17 protein-coding genes are annotated in these 21,589 nt (G+C 45.6%); 9 read left to right on the top strand and 8 right to left on the bottom strand.

What is annotated here, in order from left to right; all coding sequences use genetic code 11:
* The first annotated feature begins 26 nt into the window (after nucleotides 1-26).
* Nucleotides 27-1,016: a phosphotransferase gene (locus tag NSQ38_RS00720; protein WP_339786235.1), complete on the top strand. Its 990-nt coding sequence runs from the start codon at nucleotides 27-29 to the stop codon at nucleotides 1,014-1,016.
* 112 nt (nucleotides 1,017-1,128) lie between these two features.
* Here NSQ38_RS00720 and NSQ38_RS00715 read toward each other — a convergent pair whose 3' ends face one another.
* Entirely contained in the window at nucleotides 1,129-2,121 is a 993-nt protein-coding gene (locus NSQ38_RS00715) for a DUF4003 family protein (protein WP_339786233.1), read from the bottom strand.
* Nucleotides 2,122-2,326: 205 nt separating this feature from the next.
* Complete coding sequence (locus NSQ38_RS00710; protein ID WP_133387335.1) at nucleotides 2,327-2,692, bottom strand: DUF6713 family protein; 366 nt, start codon at nucleotides 2,690-2,692, stop codon at nucleotides 2,327-2,329.
* Between the two features lie 376 nt (nucleotides 2,693-3,068).
* On the opposite strand from NSQ38_RS00710, the gene NSQ38_RS00705 reads away from it, so the two are divergent.
* Together NSQ38_RS00705 and NSQ38_RS00700 are read left to right on the top strand one after the other, a co-directional pair.
* On the top strand, nucleotides 3,069-4,448 hold the full coding sequence (locus NSQ38_RS00705) for an amino acid permease (RefSeq protein WP_339786230.1): 1,380 nt from the start codon (nucleotides 3,069-3,071) through the stop codon (nucleotides 4,446-4,448).
* A 182-nt stretch (nucleotides 4,449-4,630) separates the two neighbouring features.
* A complete protein-coding gene (locus NSQ38_RS00700; protein WP_339786228.1) occupies nucleotides 4,631-6,160 on the top strand; it encodes an acetylhydrolase in 1,530 nt (509 codons plus the stop codon).
* A gap of 26 nt (nucleotides 6,161-6,186) precedes the next feature.
* Here the strand turns inward: NSQ38_RS00700 and NSQ38_RS00695 are convergent, their stop codons facing one another.
* Nucleotides 6,187-7,170, bottom strand: a complete 984-nt coding sequence (locus NSQ38_RS00695; RefSeq protein ID WP_339786225.1) for a MerR family transcriptional regulator — start codon at nucleotides 7,168-7,170, stop codon at nucleotides 6,187-6,189.
* 369 nt (nucleotides 7,171-7,539) lie between these two features.
* Here NSQ38_RS00695 and NSQ38_RS00690 point away from each other — a divergent pair, with 369 nt between their 5' ends.
* Complete coding sequence (locus tag NSQ38_RS00690; protein WP_339786222.1) at nucleotides 7,540-8,442, top strand: SDR family oxidoreductase; 903 nt, start codon at nucleotides 7,540-7,542, stop codon at nucleotides 8,440-8,442.
* Nucleotides 8,443-8,569: 127 nt separating this feature from the next.
* Here NSQ38_RS00690 and NSQ38_RS00685 read toward each other — a convergent pair whose 3' ends face one another.
* On the bottom strand, nucleotides 8,570-11,092 hold the full coding sequence (locus tag NSQ38_RS00685) for a transglutaminase domain-containing protein (protein WP_339786218.1): 2,523 nt from the start codon (nucleotides 11,090-11,092) through the stop codon (nucleotides 8,570-8,572).
* Between the two features lie 303 nt (nucleotides 11,093-11,395).
* Between NSQ38_RS00685 and NSQ38_RS00680 the strand changes: the two genes are divergently transcribed.
* Together NSQ38_RS00680 and NSQ38_RS00675 are read left to right on the top strand one after the other, a co-directional pair.
* Nucleotides 11,396-11,815 (top strand): ester cyclase, encoded by a 420-nt coding sequence (locus NSQ38_RS00680; RefSeq protein WP_339786215.1) that lies wholly within the window; start codon nucleotides 11,396-11,398, stop codon nucleotides 11,813-11,815.
* Nucleotides 11,816-11,944: 129 nt separating this feature from the next.
* Nucleotides 11,945-14,323, top strand: coding sequence for a glycosyl hydrolase family 65 protein (locus NSQ38_RS00675; protein WP_339786212.1), 2,379 nt, complete (start codon nucleotides 11,945-11,947; stop codon nucleotides 14,321-14,323).
* A gap of 112 nt (nucleotides 14,324-14,435) precedes the next feature.
* On the opposite strand, the gene NSQ38_RS00670 is transcribed toward NSQ38_RS00675, so the two are convergent.
* Nucleotides 14,436-15,203: a GNAT family N-acetyltransferase gene (locus NSQ38_RS00670; RefSeq protein WP_339786209.1), complete on the bottom strand. Its 768-nt coding sequence runs from the start codon at nucleotides 15,201-15,203 to the stop codon at nucleotides 14,436-14,438.
* A 159-nt stretch (nucleotides 15,204-15,362) separates the two neighbouring features.
* On the opposite strand from NSQ38_RS00670, the gene NSQ38_RS00665 reads away from it, so the two are divergent.
* Entirely contained in the window at nucleotides 15,363-16,025 is a 663-nt protein-coding gene (locus tag NSQ38_RS00665; protein WP_289391178.1) for a SprT family zinc-dependent metalloprotease, read from the top strand.
* Between the two features lie 117 nt (nucleotides 16,026-16,142).
* Here the strand turns inward: NSQ38_RS00665 and NSQ38_RS00660 are convergent, their stop codons facing one another.
* Both NSQ38_RS00660 and NSQ38_RS00655 read right to left on the bottom strand, forming a co-directional pair.
* Complete coding sequence (locus NSQ38_RS00660) at nucleotides 16,143-17,225, bottom strand: saccharopine dehydrogenase (protein WP_339786206.1); 1,083 nt, start codon at nucleotides 17,223-17,225, stop codon at nucleotides 16,143-16,145.
* A 99-nt stretch (nucleotides 17,226-17,324) separates the two neighbouring features.
* A complete protein-coding gene (locus NSQ38_RS00655; protein WP_017690570.1) occupies nucleotides 17,325-17,645 on the bottom strand; it encodes a metalloregulator ArsR/SmtB family transcription factor in 321 nt (106 codons plus the stop codon).
* Nucleotides 17,646-17,829: 184 nt separating this feature from the next.
* On the opposite strand from NSQ38_RS00655, the gene NSQ38_RS00650 reads away from it, so the two are divergent.
* Nucleotides 17,830-18,228 (top strand): DUF1801 domain-containing protein, encoded by a 399-nt coding sequence (locus NSQ38_RS00650; protein ID WP_091038905.1) that lies wholly within the window; start codon nucleotides 17,830-17,832, stop codon nucleotides 18,226-18,228.
* Nucleotides 18,229-18,379: 151 nt separating this feature from the next.
* Here NSQ38_RS00650 and NSQ38_RS00645 read toward each other — a convergent pair whose 3' ends face one another.
* Nucleotides 18,380-19,831 carry a CAP domain-containing protein gene (locus NSQ38_RS00645; protein WP_339786204.1) on the bottom strand — a complete coding sequence of 484 codons (1,452 nt, stop codon included), beginning with the start codon at nucleotides 19,829-19,831 and terminating at the stop codon, nucleotides 18,380-18,382.
* A gap of 173 nt (nucleotides 19,832-20,004) precedes the next feature.
* Between NSQ38_RS00645 and NSQ38_RS00640 the strand changes: the two genes are divergently transcribed.
* Nucleotides 20,005-21,588, top strand: coding sequence for a glycosyltransferase family 39 protein (locus NSQ38_RS00640; protein WP_339786201.1), 1,584 nt, complete (start codon nucleotides 20,005-20,007; stop codon nucleotides 21,586-21,588).
* The last annotated feature ends 1 nt before the right edge of the window (nucleotide 21,589 follow it).

Genomic DNA, 21,589 nt, shown 5'->3' with positions numbered 1-21,589 from the left:
TCATATTAAACCGAAGGAGCAACCATATGTCCATTCAACCGACTGCTTTACGTTCAGTGCTTAACCCCAGATACCTCGAGTCTGCATTGAGGGATGAGTATGACATTGGAACATGGGAAAAATGTTTATTTTGGCTTAGGGGATTGAATGATACCTACCGGGTTCGCACATCCAGTGGCATGTATATTCTCCGTATCTACCGCACTGAAATTTCGGAGGAAGATGTTCACTACGAACTATCGTTATTGTCTCAACTGAAGAATGTTCTAGGTTCTGCGGAACACACCGACATTGGAGAATACATCGAGAAGAAAGATCACACGGGATATACGGTGTTGGAGGCTGCGGAAGGCAAGCGGGTTGCTGTGATGTTTCGGTATATTGAGGGTACGGAGAACAACCTGGAGGATGAGGAGTCTTGTTATGCCTTTGGTCAATCTGCCGCTGAATTGCATAAGGCTATGGATCAGGTGAACGTGGAGCTGCCACGATATGAGCTTGATTTGAAATTTCTCATTGATGAACCCCTTAAGCGAATCATCCACTATATCGGTGAGAACAATGAAGCAGCAGCATTTCTCCATACGTTTGCCACAACGTTAAAAGAACGCATCGTTGCCGCTTCCAGACAAGATCTGGACTTTGGTCTGTGCCATGGCGATATGCATGGGAATAACAATGCGTTTCAACAGGAGCATCAGTTCATCCACTATGACTTCGAGTGGGCAGCCAAAAGCTGGCGTGCTTACGATCTGGCCCAAGTGAAGGTGAGAAAGAGACAGTCTGAAGATCGAAAGGCTGTATTATGGAAAGCGCTCATGGCAGGTTATCGTTCAGTCAGAAGCTTTTCCTCGGAAGATGAGCAGGCTGTTGATCTCTTTATTGTTGCTCGTCGATTCTGGGTGATGGGTCTGGATGTTGCTTTTATTGAGAGTGATACGGGTGCGCTGGACTATGGTTCGGATTGGCTGGACAGTTTCGTGGAAGAATTCCGGGATACGGGGATTATATCCTAGCAAATGATGAACATTATTTAGGTGTAGGTTTGAATGTTTTAAGACCCTTCCGAGTCAACTTAAACTCGGGAGGGTCTTTTTCATCTTATATTGAAGGTAACAGGGTCACTTATTAGTTGGATGATGATGAAGAAGCGGCAGCAGCCGATGCTGCGGCAGCTGCGCCCATGGCTGCTTGTTGAGCGATAATAATATTCGTGATACTTGTTGAGATCGTTGTCGTAAGCACACCGTTTCGCAGATTCTCCACATGTTGAATGGCTATCAACGCGGATGAGAACAGGAGCAACTCCTGTTTATCGATCGACCAAGCCCCGAAGCCTTTTTGAGTCCGTAACCAGTCATTTGTTTCCGCGACTTCATCCACTAACGCGTCTCTGTCCGAAGGCAGTAGGGAAAGTATCCCGAGAGAGGGTAATGTGTATGTTTTGTCCATTCGGAGATCCCTTTTACGAAAAGCTTCATTTAAGGCAATCACACGAGCACCTGCATCCGGGTTATCCTCTCCAAGAACCAGTACCTGTGTTAACGCCTGCACACTGTTTCTGGAAGAAAACTCTGGTTTTAATTCCCTATAGAGTTGTTCCATACGTGCCACACCAGTATCCACGTTGAGATCGGAAAGGGCTAACATGGCAGCAAAAATGTAGTCATCCTGTCCAGTGAGGAAACGATGCTCTGCTCTCATGCCATCATAAAATAATTTGGCCCGCTCCACCGTAGGTTGAAACTGGTCAGGTGATGTCTGAGTAGCGATCTGATAGGCGGCAATAACCAGATAATCAGAGTTGCGGAATTTGATCTCTTTCATCAAGTCATAGACATGCAGGGTATCTACCAATCTCGTCTCTTCATCTGTTGTAAGGGAGAGCATGGCAGCAATGCTAGTGGCCAAATTACCTCTGAATGCAGAGAAAAGTTTTGTGTTTTGTTTGATCAACTCTTGGCTTTGGCGAATGGCTTCCGCATCAGCAACTTTATTCTCCGCTGCATAGAGCAAGGCGGACAGACGGTGAATCATCCCATGTTGCCATTTGAACGACTTCTTGATGATCTGAGTGTTGGAAACGAATAATTCAACTCGTTCTGCATGATGTTGTTGCATAGGCACACCTCCATTTTTACTTTTATTTTACAATACCCTATTTCATGATCAGATTACCTTCACGCTGCAACATGACCTCTTCCAACGCCTTGAAGCTGCTCCGTCTACGATGGCATATTTTGATTTGGCGTAATCCATTGTATTACCTCCATTTTCAGAATATATGAATAGGCTGTCAGTCCTTCATTCGGTCGTTGTAAAGAGATTAGATAATTAGGAATATCAAATGAATTAAAGCGATTATTCCCATAGGGTAGATCAATGATCTGGAGAACCCGTTTTTAAATTCATTTCGAGGATGTTTTTCGAAAAAGAAGTGTAATACGGTATGTATGATGAAAAAGATATCCAGCACCCAAAATGTAATGGTCTGATACGAGCTAAAAAGCAGAGAGAGAATGATGGTATACATTGGCAGGTGAATCCAAGTGAAATACCTATAGGCTTTATCATCTTCCATATCTTTTAACACTATAAACAATTTCCACTCGGACCGCCTGATGGCATCCATTTCGTGAAGCAGAAAGAGAGACAGGTTAAACAAAAATAAAACCAGTAAAAAGTCAGGCATGCAAAGTCTCCCATTATTTAATTTTATACAAGCAGGTCAATAGCGAACAAGTCACTTACGGTATTGCACCCACATATACAATACGTGAGTTGTCCTTTGGGGGTTCCAGCAACCTCCCTGTCGAGTCATGTATTAGAAAGTCTCTGTCACTTTGTTTACACAACGCTGCAGTGAATTGTTTATTGAACTGTCTGCCATATTCATTAAGCGGTTATCCTATACCTATATGTGTAGTGAATCCGTTTCCTCACATTCCTTGTTGTATTTCTGCGGCACATCTCGTACAATTTGGTGAAGTAATTCTGCATTGCGTTAATGTGAATGTGAAAATTAAAATTACATCAGGAATCTGTACACAAGAAAAGGGGAGAATCGTTTGGAATCAAAGCAACTATCTAGAGGGCTAAAGCCCCGCCATGTAGAGCTGATTGCACTCGGAGGTACAATCGGCGTTGGTTTGTTCATGGGATCGGCGAGTACGATCAAATGGGCAGGACCATCCGTGCTACTGGCCTATTTATTGGCCGGTATCGTTATCTTTTTTGTCATGCGAATTATGGGGGAAATGTTGATTCAGGAGCCGGTCACAGGTTCGTTTGCTACATTTGCTCACAAATATATTAGTCCGCTTGCCGGATTCCTGACCGCCTGGAGCTATTGGTTCTTGTGGGTTACGGTTGGTATGGCGGAAGTTACGGCGATTGGTATCTATGTCGGGTATTGGTTCCCGGATATTCCACAGTGGCTACCAGCACTTGCTGGGGTGCTCATCATTGCGGCGGCAAATCTGGCGGCCGTGAAGTTTTATGGGGAATTTGAATTCTGGTTTGCGATGATTAAAGTGACGGCTATTGTAGCCATGATCGTGATCGGAACCGGGCTCATCTTCTTCGGCTGGGGGAACGGAGGACAGCCAATCGGGCTGTCGAATCTGTTTAGTCATGGCGGATTCTTCCCTGGAGGGATCAAAGGTTTCCTCTTTGCACTGTGTATCGTAACGGCTGCGTATCAAGGGGTGGAGATGGTCGGTATTACAGCAGGCGAAGCGGAGAATCCGAAATATACCTTGCGTAAAGCGATCAAAAATATCGTGTGGCGTATTCTTATTTTCTACGTTGGTGCCATATTTGTTATTGTAACCTTGTACCCTTGGAACGAAGTAGGCGAGACGGGCAGCCCGTTTGTGCTCACCTTTGCCAAGGTCGGCATTGTTGCTGCTGCGGGAATCATCAACTTTGTGGTGCTGACGGCAGCCATGTCGGGATGCAACAGCGGGATCTACAGTGCAGGACGGATGTTATACACGCTGGCTGAGAATGGGCAGGCACCTGCCTTTTTCAAAAAGCTGTCCAAAGGCGGGGTTCCCCGCAATAGTATCGTCATCACAATCTCCTTGCTGCTGATTGGGGTTGTGCTGAACTACCTGATGCCGGACTCCAAATTGTTCCTGTACATCTACAGTGCAAGTGTTCTTCCGGGTATGGTTCCATGGTTCGCGCTGGCGTTCAGCCAATTCCGATTCAGAAAGCGTTGGGGTAACGAAATGGCGGATCATAACTTTAAGTCCAAATGGTTCCCGATCAGCAATTACATTATTATTGTGTATCTGATTCTCGTCATTATCGGTATGGCGTTTAACCCGGATACACGCTTACCTCTGATTGTTGGAGCTACGTTCATGGCCATCGTGGTGGCTGGATATTTCGCATTTGACATCGGCAAAAGACAACGGATAAATGGCGGCGAAGATCGCTAGTCTAATATTCAAAAATCAACTTAAATCGTAATATCATACATGCATTCCTTGAAATGATTGAAGAACCTGCGGGTGATTCAGCTACATTCAGGGAGTGCATTTTTTTATCCGCAAAAATCATGCTTGAATCTCCTGTAACTGGAGGTTTTAAGATTGGAGGCAGACAAGGGGGCATACATCTTATGAGGACAGTAGAATGGATTTATCTTATTTTCAACCTGCTTATATTAGTGGGGGTAATCGGGATTGGGAGACAGAGTCAACATTTTCGGAAAATGGCATGGGGTGGATTCGGCATATCGGGTGTGCTATTGATCATCCATTGTGTGGTCGAAGGACTTCGTTGGCCGATGATTCCGGCGTATCTGCTCACGTTGGTTCCACTGGTTGTGTTATTTACAAAGGCAAGACGCCAGCAACAGTCAGGTGTAACCTCGCTGAACAGTAAACGTACTGGGGCATCTGCTTCGAAATCACCTGTGGCGGGGAAATTCGGACGTGTTCGAATCATCGCAACGTCTTTCCTGGTGTTGCTATACGCTGTTGTGAGCATTGTCTTGCCACTGCTGTTCCCGGTGTTTTCGTTTGCCAAGCCAGCAGGTCCTTATGGAATCGGAACGGTATCCTACGATTGGACAGATAGCAGTCGGGATGAACTTCTGACGAGTACTACCGGTGACCAAAGGGAGCTGATGGTACAGATCTGGTATCCAACGAATCCAGACGTAGAGGGCGCAACAGCTCCTTATGTTAGTAAGCCGGATATCTATGCGACAGCCTTCAATGAAGTGCTGAAACTGCCAAAGCTTTTATTTTCCAGTTTGAGTCAGGTCAAAACACATGCGATTCAGGAAGCTCAATTATCAGATGCCGAAGCCAAGTATCCGGTTGTTCTTTTCTCTCACGGTCTGCATGGCTATGAAAATCAGAATACGTTCCAGGTCGAGCAACTGGTCAGTCAAGGTTACATTGTCGTAGGCATTAATCACACGTATAACAGTCTGGTGTCCGTATTCCCGGATGGACGTGTGGCGCAGTTTGAATCGGAAGGGAGAGAAGGCTTTGAGCAGCTGCAATTCAGTTACATGGACAGGTTGAATGAGACATGGGTGAAGGATGCACAGTTTGTACTGGATGAGGTAGAAAAGTTGGCTGAGGGGGACCCGAGTGGGCGGTTTATCGGACATATGGATCTAGACAACATCGGCATGTTTGGGCATTCATTTGGCGGAGCAACGACAGTACAGATGTTACTGGATGATCCACGTGTGAAAGCAGGCATGAATATGGACGGTGTATTGTTTGGCGAGAAACGTATCCCTGCGGAAGGCGTGGGCAAGCCGTTCCTGATGATGAGTGCAGACTCAACCGTTGCAGGCACAAGTGTGATGAGTGACGAGGAAATTGCTGCGATGGGCACGACCCGTCCGGAAGCCGAGAAATATTACGAGGAAGTGTACGAGCGCTATGAGCCGGTAACCGCAGGAGGGAACTTCTGGATGGAGCTGACCAACACCAAACATCTGAGTTTCTCCGACCTCTACCTGATCTCTCCACTGCTCGAATGGACACAGGGTGTAGATGCGCGGGGAGCGCAACAGTTTGTCAACGATACAACGATTGATTTCTTCAACCACTACTTGAAAGGGCAATCGCTTCATTTGGACACGGAAGTGGGAGAGCATGAATCCTATTCGTTGAAAAAAGGCTAAACGTACAAATGGAAGGAGACTGAAGTTCAGTCTTCTTCCATTTGTTTTAATCGTAACCGCATGCCCTCCTGTAACAGGTTAATGCCATCTACAATCTGGCTCCATTCGGGATTCATCACCTTGCACAGCTTGTTAAAACGCAGAATGCGATCCGTCACGGAGTCCAGCATATATCGGGCCTGATTGCGAAAAAATACTTCAGGTGTTTCGGCATGCTCGACACTTGCATACATTAACACAAAGTCCCACACCATGTTTTGCACAGCAGGGCTATCGATTGCCCAACGCTTGTCCAGAGCTTCGGTAGTGCGAATGCGAATAGCTTCCATTTTTTTCACCCAGACATCCGCTTCGACTTGTGGCTGATTCGCCATAATGAAGAAGGGAACCTCCAACCTAGCCAGATCAGCCCAATAGGCCGGATCATTGATCAGTTCCTGAATTTCCTTCCAGGCCAGTGTTTGCTGAGCCGTCAGTTTGGTATCTTTCATCATGTATTTATCGAAAAAGTGCAGAAACGACACTCTCCAATCCTGCGGAATGCTGTCCAGCAGATGGGATTCATCCACCTTGGCAGCAACAAATTGTTTTCGCCTGCTCGCATTGGTCGTCAGGGATTCTACCAGACTGGAGATATACGTGAGAGACTGTTCCGAGCGCAGTGAAGTTTCTTCTTCATGCTGCCTCGCTTGCTTCAAAATGGAGAGCATGGAACTCATCGTGCCGATCTGGGTTTCCAACGCTTCAATCTGCAGATCCAGCGCCTGTGCTACCGCCAGTTCACCGGACATGAGTTTTCGAATATCCGGTATGCTGAAATTCAGATAACGTAGTGTTGTAATGAGTTCGAGTTGCCACAGGTCTTGCATTGTATAGAGTCGATGCCCGCCTTCCGTATGACCGGAGGGTTGTAACAGTTCAATTTCATCGTAATAACGGATCGTTTTCACCGTGGAGCCGATCAGTTTGGCTGCTTCACCAATGGAATAGGGTTCTATATTAGGGTTCAACGAGATCACCTCATGTATATTATACAATCTCCAGTTAGGGGAGATTCAATATGTGACAGTTGTCTGGGAATCCGGTTAGCTTAGTTTAAATAACGCCCAACTCGGTTACAAAGGAAAGAGTGCAACTTTTATAAAACAACTTCTGAACATAAATTTAACATTTACATGATAACGAAGAGCACAGAAATAACCTGAAGAAACGGAGTGCTCGCCTAAAAGCTTTCTGCAAGAAAGCTACATCGGAAGCATACGCTATCACCGGATTTTCCCCTTAAATAAGGGAGAGAAAAAAATCTGGGGATAAGAGCGATCGGAAGGTTATTCTGTGATCGTAGTGATCAATGTAAATAACCAAGGAGGAAATTGAACATGGCTAATCAAGACCAGCACACCATGCAAGATCCAACGACACAATATCCGAAGGCTACACCGGAGTGGAAACAGCAGCAGGATGAGCCGGGACTTCAGCGTGAGATGACTCCTGTTCCTGATGCGGGTGAGAAAAGTTATAAAGGCAGCGGACGTTTAACGGGACGCAAAGCAGTTGTGACCGGAGCTGACAGTGGAATTGGCCGGGCGGCAGCGATTGCGTTTGCCCGTGAAGGCGCAGATGTCGTTCTGTCTTATCTGCCGGAAGAGGAAGCAGATGCGCAGGAAGTTGTGAAGCTGATTGAGGAAGCCGGTCGCAAAGCAATCACAATGCCAGGTGACTTGAAGGATGAGAAATACTGTGAGGAACTCATTGAATCTGCTGTAAAAGAGCTTGGTGGTATTGATATACTAGCTAACGTGGCAGGTAAGCAGCAGTTTGTAGAGCAGATTGCAGATCTGACCACCGAGCAATTCGATGCTACGTTCAAAACAAATGTCTATTCCATGTTCTGGCTCTGCAAAGCAGCTGTGAAACACATGAAGCCGGGCAGCTCCATTATCAACACATCATCGATTCAGGCGTATAAACCTTCGCCAATCCTGCTGGATTATGCGACAACGAAGGCATCCATTAACACGTTCAGCAAAGCGTTAGCACAACAGGTGGGTAGCAAAGGGATTCGTGTCAATGTTGTTGCACCAGGACCGGTATGGACACCACTTCAGGTCGTGGGTGGACAACCAGTCGAGAAGCTGGCTGATTTTGGCTCCAACACACCGCTTGGTCGAGCAGGACAACCTGCCGAGATGGCTCCGGCATTTGTGTTCCTGGCAAGCCAGGAATCCAGCTATGTGAGCGGCGAGACATTGAATGCGAATGGTGGTACGGTTAGTCCGTAAACGTTGGATATAAAAAGGCTTATGAATCCTAGGTCAGTGATCATAGGCCAGTTAAACAAAGAACACCATTCCCTGTGCAGGTCAATGGTGTTCTTTGTTGTTATGCTATTTTTTTAAAATTATAAAGTTACTTCTGCTCTGGTTTCGGGTCCAGAATGGCATAATTGCCTAGCGTGGCTAATTGTGCCGTATTCAAAAGGGCTTCGTCCACTGCAGCGAGGGCTTCACCGGCAGCTGTCATCAGCTCATCAGAGTCAACAGGTGAGGCAAAACGGAGAATGACCCGGTTTTCTCCCTTTTTAAGTTCACTCTCAGCCTTGGTTTTGTACTCATTAAGGGATGCGACTTCGAGATCATTCTGCACATAATAATCATTGGCATCGCTCTCGCCATTAAACATCGCGAGCTCGGAATCAAGCCAGTAATCCTTATCCGCTATTGTTTTCTGACTTGCAGCAGTCTCATCGTTGGCATTGTACAAGAAGTAGGGGATGCCGGAGTTTGTCAGGTTGTTGGTGGCATCCACATGGAACCATTCGTTCCCGATTTTGACCTTGTTCCATGCATGTGGTACACCGCTGGAAGCGCCCGTTACAACGATGCTTTCCAGTCCCGAGAGATCGGAGAGCAATTTGTAGACGGAGGCATAGCTGGCACATACCCCAACACCTTTGACCAGAATACCGTATGTGGTGAACGAGTCATTGAACTGTGGATCGACATTTTTAAAGTTGTTCAGCTCCGCATTTTCCAGCGCTGCATCATCATACTTCGCGTTATCGTTCAGATAATCGTAGATGGCTTTTCGTTTCTCGTCTTCGTTCATGCCATCCTTGATAATGGAAGCCACCACTTCGTTTGCTTTGGCAATAATCTCATCTTGCTTCTTCTGGATACCACTAGCCGATTCATTATAATGAATCGAAAGGGTAAGCGTACCATAGTTGTATTCAAAACCTTCCACACCAAGAATCAAGGGATTCTGGTACATCACTTTCAGAACAACATCCGAGAGTGTCGTGAAATTTTGAGCTTCGGGGAAAGCTTTTAACGAAATTTTATCTTGTGCCGCAATCATGTTTTTGGCTAAAACTTCTTCCAATGCGGAATCTGCATTGATCATTGCATCGCCTGTAGCAGGCTGAGGCACGGTTTCCTGATTACCTTGTTCTACATTTTGCTGTGTATTCGATTTCTGCTCATCTACCAGATTGTCTTCTTCAGCTTCGGGAGCTGGAGCAGGTGTTTCGGTGGAAGTTTCTTCAGAAGCCATATCTGAAGAATTATCAGAAGTATCATTAGAAGCCTCAGTAGATAGAGGATCAGTTACATCTTCTGACGTTCCCGTATCGGTTGTGGACTCTGTAGTTGGAGTTTCCGAAGCTGGTGCTTCTTCTGTTTCCGTTGCAGACTCAGGTGCATCATGATTGTTGATGATCGTTGGCACATCAGGTGCAGGGACGTAAGGTGTGTCATTCTTTGGTTCCACCAGTCCGTTGCTGGAATCGGCTACGGTTTGCTGAGCAAGTCTGTCCAAGTCTGCTTGGGTCACATTTTCTACGCGCACGTAGCTTTTCAGAGCTGTTCCTTTAACGTGAAAAGGAATATTCGTTTCATTGAACTCTGAAATCTCTAAGCTTTTGGTATCATAAACAATGGTTTCACGGGCTAGAGAGCCGTCATTGTACTCAACTGTTGTTTTCTGAGGAAGAACATCTATATTCTTTAATTTCTCCATATACAATTGTTCTTTCAAAGCTGTTGGTAACTGGGAAGCAAGCGGAGCTGTAGGGACACCTCTGCTAAAATTGGATTCTTTGCCTCCACCGATTGCAGTGACGTAATATTCTCCTCGTATACCATGGTTCTGAGTGGTAGTTATCATTTCATTATAAGTGCCTAGCCCGCCTTTTCCGTCTTTCATAAAATCATTGAAAGACGTCTCTGTTGTTACCGCAATATCTAAAGGTAGACTATTACTGAAAGCGTCCTCTGCGCCAGTTAGAGGTACATTTGTATCGAAGTTGGTTAGGTCAGAACGTTTATAAATTTTATATTCGGTGGCACCTTCGACCTTGTCCCAAACCAACTTGAACCGTCTATCTTTATCAATCTCGTATCTAAGGTTAGGTACAGGTAACTCCGATTTCACTGTAAACGGAATAATGATGGGTTGATCGAGTAGTGTTAGATTTTCCGCATCTGGATCATAATTCAAACGAATGTAATAAATGGGGGCACCGCCCCAAGAACTTTGATCCTTGTTCATCATGGAATCTGAACTTAAAACGCCCCATCCAAGAGGTTTAATGGAAACACTATTGTCGTTTGTCTCTGGAATGGCATATACATCGCTTGCTTTGAGTGCTTTAATATCTGTATGTACACTAATAATGTCACTAGCTCGCAGGTTACTTTTACGTAAATCTGCTTTAAACTTGAACGTAAATTCTTCATCCTGAGCTACGTTGTACATCGGCATGATCGCTTGTTCCGATTCGGAGCCGTATTTCTGCTTCAAACTTAAAATGGTAGAACCTTCTACTACTTCGGTAGGATTATTCTCGGACGGACTGCTTTCCTGCTCAGTACTCTGGCATCCAGCTAGTAACAGGGTTAGCGCAAACATAATGAAAAATAGACGTTTCATGATACACCGCTTTCTTGTTTTTCTGAGTTGCTCTAATGCTACGTTTCTACACACCGAAAGATTATCAGATATGGTTAAAACCCTTACTCGAACCTCTTAACGGCCAAACCTCCTATTAATTTCCTAATATCCTTTGCTAGTTTATGGTCATATTGACGCATTGTCAAGGTGTGAGGGTAGGTTTTAAGTCCTGTAGAACAATAGAACAGTTGTAATTCCGTAGCGAGGGGACCATGTTAAAATACAAGAGTTACTACATATTTATATATATAACAGAACAATTTGAGGAGGCTGGGGTGGAGTATGACAGCAGAACAGATTGTCAGAACCTTTTTTGAAGAGGTCCGAACAGGGCGGAATCCCGATTATGCAAGCAACGTGATGGCAGAACAAGTACTGGCTCATCAAGTGATATCTGAAGAAGAGGTCACGGTGACTCGAACACCTTCCGATTATGCGGATCATGTGCGAGAGATGATTGAAGCTTACGGGGAATTTTTACTCGAAATTCAAGAGATGCTGACGCAAGGCGATAAAGTTTATGTGCGCTGGAGACAAACAGGTAACCATATTGGCGAAGTGGACGGATACAGTCCAACCAACCTCCCGGTGATTGAAATTGCTAGTGCGGTATACCGAGTGGAAAACGAACAAATTGCAGAGTATTGGATTCAGATCGACAGGTTGGGCATCGAAAAACAATTGGAGCGTAATCGGAGCTGAGGTTCTCAGCTCTTTTTTAGTTTTCAGTTCTTTGTAAGCGTTCCCGTGTTATAATGGACTAAGTTGTATACAAGTTACCTAAAACGTTTTCTGTTTTTTGACTCCATTATCTGAAAGTGAGGTTCAGTGATGATTAAAGCAACGGAAGATAATCAATATGTTGAACTAACCAGCCCGACAAGTTTACCGAAGGCATCCGGATTCCTTTGGAATGAAAAGATGATGATTCATGTGAATTGCCGGGGGTACGCTGTGGCTCAATTCATGCAGCCAGAACCTGCCAAATATTCGTACGCTCCCAACCTGGAAGCGAAGACATTTATGCAACCGGAGCAGCCATACTATGCCCATCATCCGGGACGGTTTGTCTACATTAAAGATGAAATAAGCGGCGAAATCTTCTCAGCCCCGTATGAACCGGTTCGCAAGCAGGCGGAAAGTTATACGTTCGCGGTAGGCAAACACGATATTCACTGGAAAGTAATTCAGGACGACATTTGCATTGAGATGTCCCTGCGTTTGCCGAAGGAAGATGTCATGGAGCTGTGGCGTGTGAAGGTAACTAATCTGTCTTCGAGAAAACGCAAGCTTAGTATCTACCCGTATTTTACGGTTGGTTATATGTCATGGATGAACCAGTCCGGTTCATATGTGGAAGATTTGCAGGGCATTGTCTGCTCGGCGGTTACGCCGTATCAGAAATATCAGGATTATAGCAAAATCAAAAACTACAGCGACAAAACCTATCTGCTTGCAGATCACGAACCGACCGCATGGGAAGTGAATCATGAGAGCTTTGAAGGCGAAGGCGGACTTCATAATCCTTCCGCCCTTCAATCGGAGACGCTCGCAGGTGGAGATGCACGGTACGAGACACCTGTAGCTGTATTGCAATATAGAGTAGAGCTGGAGGCTGGAGCTGAGCAGGCGTACCGATTTATCTTTGGTCCGGCTCATGATGAAACAGAGATTGAAGGCATTCGTCAGCATTATTTTGTGAAGCAGAATGAGGCAGGACAGGATGGTTTCACCGCAGCCGAGCAGGAGTATGCTGAGTATATTGCGGAAGGGCAAGGAAACATCCAGATCGAGACACCGGACAGCTGGCTAGATAATGTCGTGAATCACTGGCTACCTCGCCAGATGTACTATCATGGCAAAACCAATCGTCTGACAACCGATCCGCAGACGCGGAATTATTTGCAGGACAACATGGGCATGAGTTACATTCAGCCGCAGATTGCACGAGCTGCGTTCTTAACCGCTTTGTCTCAGCAGCATATAAGCGGTGCGATGCCAGACGGCATTATTTTGCATCCGGACGCAGAACTGAAATATATTAATCAGGTTCCTCATACCGATCACTGTATCTGGCTCCCTGTCTGTATGAAGACTTATTTGGATGAAACGAATGACTATAGCATTTTGGAGGAACAGGTTCCTTTTAGAGACAGTGAACAGAAGGTTTCGGTATTGGAACATATGAATCTTGCGATGCGCTGGTTGATCCATGAGCGGGATGCGCGTGGGTTGAACTATATCAATCAGGGTGACTGGTGTGATCCAATGAACATGGTGGGATACAAAGGCAAAGGCGTATCCGGCTGGCTGACCATTGCGACGGCATATGCGTTCAATGTGTGGGCAGATATTGGTGAACAGGCAGGGCATGCCGAGGTTGCAGCGGAATTCCGTCAGGAAGCCGACCAGACCAATGCGGTAGCCAATGAGTATCTGTGGGATGGGGACTGGTATGCCCGCGGAATTACGGATGATAACGTAGTGTTTGGCATAAGCAAAGACGTGGAAGGACGCATCTATATCAATCCTCAGAGCTGGGCACTTATGAGCGGTGCTGCGGATCAGGATAAACAGGAGAAGTTGATTCGTGCGGTAGAGGAGCAATTGGAGACACCATATGGTGTCGAGAAGCTCGCGCCGTCTTTCACAGCTATGCGGGAAGATGTAGGTCGTGTCACGCAAAAACATCCGGGAAGTGCGGAGAATGGTGCCGTGTACAATCACGCGGCGGCGTTCTATATTTATGCGTTGTATCTGGTGGGCGAGAAGGAGAAGGCGTATCGTCTGTTGCGTAAAATGATTCCTGGCCCCGATGCCGAGGATATCCTCCAGAGGGGTCAGCTCCCCGTATTTATTCCGAATTATTATCGCGGAGCTTATCGTCAATTCCCACGTACAGCCGGGCGCTCCAGTCATCTGTTCAACACCGGCACGGTGCCGTGGGTGTATCGTTGCCTGATCGACGGATTGTTTGGACTGCAAGGTCATGCACAAGGACTTCAAGTGAGTCCGCAACTACCTGAAGACTGGAACGAGGTATCGGTCACACGTTTGTTCCGCGGAGCTGAGCTGAATGTAAACATGAAGAAGGATGCTTCTGTCGAGCAGATTGAGGTGCATGTTGACGGTCAACGGATTGCAGGTGACATCATCAAGAACATACAAGCCGGTATGAAATATGAGGTGCTGGTGAAGTTGCCATTGTAGAAAAGCGCAAGGAGTACTGCTGAACGATGTGAAGAGTTTTGGACGATCACGAAGCCGAATTAAAAACTGCCTTTCCTTTATATGAGGAGGGCAGTTTTTGGTTTCAGCATAGTCAGGACTCATTCCATTCTTTGACTCTGTACCAATAGCTATAAATCTCTGAATAACCCAGCTTGGCGTAGAGCTTCAAGGCAGGCGCATTATTCGCAACGACTTGCAGATAACTAGACGTAGCACCTTGTTTTTTTGCCCAATGCAATAGATGTAGGATCATCTGTTCAGCAAGTCCCTGATTCCGGAAGTTAGCGTCTGTAATGATGTCATACAATCCAATGTAGCCACGTTCGATGACACCAAACCCACAAGCGACGACTTGCCCATCGATCAACAGCGAGATGAAACCTACCTTTGTCCGGATATTGTCCAACATTAATTCCGTCGTTTCCCGTTGCAGATCATTCACCTTGTTCAGTCGGCAAAAGTGATCCAGCCACGCTGTGGTCAACTGTTCGTCGATCTGTACAGCTTGGTGCACAGGCTCTTTGATCTCTTCCAGACTCCGAGTTTGGATACGGGTCAGATCAACAACGCCATACCCTTTGTCTTGCAAAAGCTGGTCGAGATGATCCGGCTGAACAAACGGCGTGATCTTAAATATGGTACTTAATTGATTGGAAGCATAGATACGCTCACATTCCTCAATCTTTTCATGCACATCCAGAGTGGAGTAGTGGATCGGTTGAATGGAGTTGGCACGTTTGGTATATCCTTTGGCAAAACGCAGTACCCAGCCGTCATACAGTAAGGTGGACAAGGGCTGCCAGTGATTAAGGGATAGTTCTTCAATGGTTTTGTGTTCTGTATCTATTGTATGCGTCATATCCAACCTCCGATTTTATGATTAAATAATAATACATAATAATACATAATAATGTATAAAAATACAACAAAAACAGATATATCGCCGAACAGTATGCATTATAGCCGGAGATGGTATACAATTTGATTTGGTTGAATAACTTCAGAAGCGGAGAGCATTATGTTAACTATAGAATTAAATAATCACAGCATTAACTGTCATATCGAATACGGCAAACGCAAGAAAGTTTCCATCACGATGGACTTGCCTTACATGGTAACGATCAAGGCACCGAATGGTACCAGTGAAGACATGATCCGGCAACTTGTGGAGCAGCATGGGGATGTGATCTTGAAGAAATCCGCTCTGATGCAGCAAGCGCTCGACGGTCCTCAAGCCAAGGAATATGAAGATGAGGGCAAGGGGAAGTTCCTGCTTTTTGGCAAGGAACATGCACTGCATGAATTAATTCCTGTAGAGGGGCTTACAGAAGAGGAGCTGCGAGCGAATCTGAAGAAGTTTTATTTTGCAGAGTGTAAACGCATGATTGGGGAGCGCATCGGTCGCTACCAGCAAGAGTTGAAGGTGAAGCCGAAGTCAGTAGAGATCGTAGATTCTCCCACCAAGTGGGGCAGTTGTAGCTGGGACAAAAAGCTGACGTTCAATTATCGCCTGGCGATGGCGCCACTGGAAGTGATAGATTATGTCATCATTCATGAACTTTGCCATATTCACCACATGAATCATGATCGCTCTTTCTGGCGACGGATCGGCAGCATCATGCCGGATTACAAAACAAAAGAAGATTACCTGATGCGCAATGGTCGAGCCATGACACTATAATAACAAGCTTAAGCCTTCACTTGGACGCGCCATACCGATCCGATATCATCTGTAAAATCCGCGAAGTTTCCACTGTTTGCAGTGAGTGGCTTCGCGGACTTTTGTTGTGTCTGGATATTAGGAATAAGATAATTGAACGCCGTATTGTGTGAAAAAATGAGTAACTGCATCCATGTCCATTCGGTCATCGAACAGATGCTCAGGATAATAGATGCCTGGAGCCATAGGCTTGTCCGTTGGCATCAACAGTATCTTCTCGGCTTGCACCGCAGCGCCGAGTGCAGTCATATGAGTTTGACCGAGTGGGTCAGAGACTGTCATCGTTCGCTCAACCTTGTTCCCTTTCGCATCCAGCCCTTTCAATTGAATGACGAGATGATGTGCACTCCCGGTTCCCGGATTATAGAGCAATTTTCGCCGGAATGGCTGGAAACGTTCACCACTGATCATCCTCCATACTCCGGTTTTGACCAATCCGGCGAGTGCATAGGTAGATACTTTACTATCGAATGAAATACGGAAACTGGCGGAATCGATATGGCTGGTATGAGGCAAAGTGACGTGATCGGGTGTGTCCAGTCTGTAACATGGGGTCGTATACCCGTTCGGGAAATGAACTTTGATCGGATCTGTCATGGGATAGACGAGTCGATGTGTATTGGATTCGGTTATCTGAAAAGGAATACTCATCCGGTCCATGAAGGCTGCCGAATCAGGGCCGGCCTTATCCCGCAGCGACCATAGGGCATGAATGTTTACTTCGACATGTTGCAGCGAGTTAGAGAGTATCATGGCAAATAAAGAAGCTGTTCCTGCCATCCATCCAGAGGATAGCACTACAGGGGCATGAAGTTCCTCCTGCTCTACTGAACGGATCGCTTGATTGAACACCTCAGTCCAGCGTGTTACATCGATAAGTGGAATTTTTCTCCGCACTGCCGATACCAGTAGCCGATCATCCAGATCGTTCACTGCATTAATGATTAACGATATATTCTCTCCTGCGTGAATCAGTGGATCGTCTGCATTGGTATCAACAACAACCGTTTGGACACGATTGGATGGAAAAGGTGCTGCTTTACCCGCAGAACGGCCTCCCAGTACCAATTCCAGATCAGGATGCCTGTCATGCAAAATGCGGGCAAGCTGTGCACCTACAGCACCATAACCTCCAGCGATAAGAACTCTTTTTCTATTCATTCGATAAACCTCCGTTGATATGTTTATGCACTTATATGTTTAAACTATTAAACATAAAAGAGTGAAGAAAAGGAATGCAGTACACCAGCGCGGTATGCGCTAGCTCTGACATTCCACTTCCACGAGATGAACGAGCTGTTTGAGTAATTCAATCGCATCGTTGAACTCCAGCTTGTAATACATCTCCGTACCTTTTTTCTGAACCGATAACAGCCCGGATTGACGCAATATTTTCAAGTGATGAGAGACCGTAGGGCGTGACATGGGGACATGCTCTGCAATCTGTGATACGTTCATGCTCTCTTGATCAATGAGCAGCGATATGATTCGCTGGCGAACGGGATCTCCCAAACCTTGAAGATAAGGACTTAGATTCTCGAAAATATCAATAACTTTTTGGTTACCCATCGACTCGTTCATGGCTCACTCCGTTATAATGTTTAATTGTTTAAACGTATTATAAGGCTTAGTTCACTTAAAAATCAAATTTAACATTCCAAGTTGCAGGAAATTAGCTGTTCCGCTTGTCCATTTGAAGTACAATATAAGCAAATATGCCCGTACCACGGATCCATTGATGTATCCGTGGTGGAAGGAGTCCAAGATGGCTGAGAGTAACCATTATTCGGTGCTGGTAGATGAATATATCTCGGAGTTTGCACCTGATGTACAGGTGAGATTACAGGCAATAAGACAGATTATTCGTGAAGCGGCTCCGAACGCCGAAGAGAAGATCAGTTACAAGATGCCTACGTATGCACAGCATGGGAATTTGGTTCATTTTGCCGCATACCAGCATCATATTGGGTTTTACCCAGCTCCCAGGGGAATTCAAGCTTTCCAGGAGGAACTCTCCAAGTATAAAGGGGGAAAGGGATCTGTCCAGTTTCCACTGGATCAGCCATTGCCCGAGGATCTCATCCGCCGGATTGTGGAGTATCGGGTAAAAGAAAATGTGGAGATCGCGTTGGAAAAGAAACGCAAAAAAGGAGCACCGAAGTAATTAAAGCTCCTATCACAAAAGCTCGTATCATAAACTATAAAAAAACAGTCGGATGCCTATGCATTCCGACTGTTTTTGTTTTTAGATTCTAGGTTTTACTCTGGTCGTACTTCATTTTACTTTAGTTTATTCCTATGCTCTTGCTTCGCTTCTATTCAAAGGAATACGTAACGTCTGAATTACTTGCTGTAGGAATCAGATACATAAAGCTTGGGTCCACTTGCAAGTAGATGGTCAGGTCGGAAACACCCAGATTAGGGACAGTCAGACTGAATCGACCGTTAGCGTCCAGCTTCACCGTTTCAGTGCGAATATGTTTTTCGTCAGGTGAAGGACCGTGGATCTGGAATGAGAATGTTTTGCCTGCATAAGCCGTGAGTGTACCTCGTACTTTCAGCGTACGATCCGCTGTATATTCGAACTGCATTAGATGGTTATCCAGGTAATCCTCGTTCCCCGTATCCGGGTCCTGGGGCTCTGTTCCAGGGTCTTGTGGTTCTGTCCCAGGATTCTGTGGATCGGTTACAGGCTCTTGTGAAGGATTGATAACCGAGAAGAAACGTGTCTGATATGAAATTTCTGCTTTGGACCCGTCTTTCTTTTTCAAACCGGTAATGCGAACGTTGAACGTGTCGCCTGCCTTCAAGGATTTCAAATTATCTGGGCGGAAAATAACAGCATAGTTATACCCATAACCATCGGAATTTACATTGAAATAGGCCTTTGCAGGATCACTGCTAACCGGGGTTTTTGCTCCCAGTACCCAAGTTTTCTGATCGGATGAACGGACGATCTCCACCTGTACTTCGGAGTTGGAAGGCTTCGCAAAGATGTCCGGATTCAACTGTGCAGACCAGGCTTGTGACACATTGAATGCTTCAATCGGGAATGCCCCTTTATTCGGATACAAGTTGTAATTGTAATTGAGTTTTCCAGACCGGCTCGTATCCATCACTTGCATGGTGCTGAAGTGGCTCGCATAGTTTTTGTTGTCCCGGGATGCAATCCCGAATCCGACCTTCTTCAGTTGCGGACTCAAAATCCAGCGGCGATGGCCGAGTGCAGCAATGTTACTGGCATCCGAATCATCCATATAAGCTTCAACACTTTGGACTGCAAGGTTTCCTTGAGCACTATAGGAAGCGTACAGATTGGAGCTTGAAGCCGATTTGGCTCCCAGATCAAAAAAGTCTTTCGGCATATCTGCCGGACGAGCCGGGAAGTGAGTCAATTCTCCGGTAGAAACAACGACTGCTCCATGTTGGGCTTGACGATTGAGAGCAGCATCGAGAACGAGATCTCCATCCAAACCGGAGAGATAACGATAGAAGTTGGCTGCACCTAGGGCCTGCTCTAATGTGGAATCACTTACTACACCAGCGACATAAGGTGCCTTGGTCGAGGGATTCTGTGTGAATTTGGCAGTTTGGCTCTTGCCACTCATCCATTGCGTCCATTTCTGACTGATTTCTTGCACACTTCGCTCAGGCAGCAGACTGTCGACAGGGGCAGCAGCGATCTGCTGGGTCCCCAGCAGCATGAATAAGAGGCCTGCCAGAGGAAGAGAGAGTAACGAGCGGATGTACCTTTTTTGAATAAACATGTTCTAATCTCCTTCTAGTAAAAAAATATTATTATGTATTCGATGTATATTATCGACATTAAAGGTATAATTCGTTAGTTTAATGAATGCAATTGTTTATTCGAATTCAGCGATTTTTCAGCCAGAGCCATTATAATACTCACGGAATCCTGTAATCGAAAAGGAGTTTTGGCATGTCTAAGATGCTGCATAAGTCGTTTTATCTCATTTTGCTCGTGTTTGTTGCGGTGTTTATTGCTTCGTCCTTATTGGTGAGGGCACAGTACAACTACGCCTTGTATGGGGACAATCCCATTTTGGGCATGCAGCAGTGGAGTGTTTTTCTCCCGGTCATTCTTTTGCTTCTTGGTTCAGGTGTCGGGTTATATGCTCTGTGTCTGAAAATGAACAAATACAGCCCGAAGGTTGTTATTCCGATTGTGTTGTTATGTTCTCTGGTCATTCAGATCATCATCATTTTCGTATTTCCGAGAGTGCCTACCGATGATTCGCAGACCGTTCTTTCACTGGCCATGAACATGCTGTATGACCAAGACTACTCCTCGTTTGAAACGGGTGGTTATCTGCACATGTTCCCGTTTAACTACTCGATCGTGTTGTACTTGAAGACGTTGCTGTACCTGTTCCCGGATAACTATCTGGTCATCAAACTATTTAATATTTTGTTTTCAACGTTAACAACGTTCATGATTTATCTTATTTATAAACAAGTGAATGACAGATCTACGGAACGTGATTACGGTGTGTTGATCTTTGCAGCAACGTACCTGCCTTCCTTGTTCCTTAACAACCTGATCTATAACGATGTGATTGCCACAGCATTTCTGACATCTTGTTTATACTTTGTTATTCGTTTTGTACGTGAAAAGTCTTGGAAAACAATCGTCATTGCCGCCGTTTTTCTTGCGATGGCTAATTACTTCCGAAGCATCGGCGTGATCGTGCTAATCGCTGCCATCATAACTATCCTGCTGAATATGCGGAGCATCGGAATGAAGAAAGTCATCATTTCCATCGGTGTGTTGGGTATGTTGTTTAATGTCCCAACCTGGACTCAGAACGCGGTTCTTCAATCCTCTGGAGCTGTGAGCGAACCTGTTGGAGAGAACTCTGCACCGGTCTATATGTGGCTGAATATGGGGATTAATCTGGAGCGTTTTGGCTTCTGGGACAATATGGAGAGTTATCAGATCTATCAGAGGCAGGCCAACTACAATAAGGCTGAGAGCGCAGATTTATTCAAACAAGAGATTGGCAAGAAGCTGTCTGAAGCAAGTGCGAGTGACTTGGTGCAGATGTATTACAAAAAGATCATATGGACCTGGACCGAAGGGACATACCAGATGGATCGATACGGAATCGGCAATGAAAGTTCCATGGGTGCCGGAAGAGGAAGGGGAGGCGGAATCGCAGGCTCCTATAGTTACACGAATGTGATAACAGAACTGTTGCAGGGGGATTCGGCTTATCGGACGGGGTTACTCTGGATCGTATATGTGATGAATTTCTTGATGTACTGTTTTATTTTCATCCGGTTGGTCGGTAGAATTCGTCGTAAACGGTATGACGAAGTTTCATTGATCCTGGTTATTCTCGGATTCATCGGGTTTTATATTCTGTGGGAGATTAAGTCCAGATACATCTATCCTGTATATCCGCTGTTGGTTGTTCTGTCCTATATGGGGTTCAAAGATACGTATGACTTCATATTCCATCGTAAAGGTACCTTGGAGCAATATTCCCTGAGAAAAAGGTGAG

The sequence above is a fragment of the Paenibacillus sp. FSL R7-0313 genome (assembly GCF_037969885.1).
Lineage (GTDB): Bacteria > Bacillota > Bacilli > Paenibacillales > Paenibacillaceae > Paenibacillus.
This window is presented reverse-complemented; position numbering and strand designations above follow the sequence as displayed.